Source organism: Streptomyces carpinensis (assembly GCF_002154505.1).
GTDB classification, from domain to species: domain Bacteria; phylum Actinomycetota; class Actinomycetes; order Streptomycetales; family Streptomycetaceae; genus Streptomyces; species Streptomyces carpinensis.
Genome location: NZ_MUBM01000778.1, coordinates 1 through 597 on the forward strand (window position 1 = coordinate 1; position 597 = coordinate 597).

At 71.7% G+C, this 597-nt stretch carries 1 protein-coding gene; it reads right to left on the minus strand.

Features of this window, described 5'->3' with window-relative positions; translation table 11 throughout:
- Nucleotides 1-553 (minus strand): phosphotransferase (locus BZY54_RS48725; protein WP_244217735.1); only part of this gene is annotated, 553 nt, incomplete at its 3' end.
- Nucleotides 554-597: the final 44 nt, after the last annotated feature.

Consider the following 597-nt stretch of genomic DNA (forward strand, 5'->3'; position numbering starts at 1 on the left):
GGTCCAGCGCGGCCTTGGCGTAGGAGTTGTCCTCGTCGACCGCGGCCTGGTGGCGCCCGCTGGCGACCAGGCCGGCCGCGCGCAGGACCACGAGCGGCCACAACGCCTCGGCCTCCTTTGGGGAGAGCGGCCTCACGGCGTGGAAGGCCCGGACGGCGGGCAGCACGTGGTGAGGCTCGACACCGTCGTGGTGGAGCATCGAGGAAAGTGACACGGCGAGTTCGCCGACCGCCCAGCTCGTCGTCACGTCACCGAAGTCGATGACTCCGTCGGGCATGGGCAGGTGGCCGTCGGGAGAACAGATCAGATTGTCGTCCGTGAGGTCCAGGTGCACGGCCTGCGACGGCAGCACGGCGGCGAGCTTGTGGACCAGCGCCCAGGCATCGGCGGTCGCGGCGTGGACGGCGGTGCGCCGGTCGGGCTCGTCGATGTGCTCGGCGAGCATGGCGACGACGCGGTCGGCGTGCCGCAGGTCCCACTGAAGAACGCGATCGAGGCCCGGGTGCCGGAAGTCGCGCAGCGCGGTGCTGACCTGTCCGGCGAGCGTGCCCATGGCCGCCACCGTGGTCGGTGACAGGTGCCTTGGTCCCGAGAGCG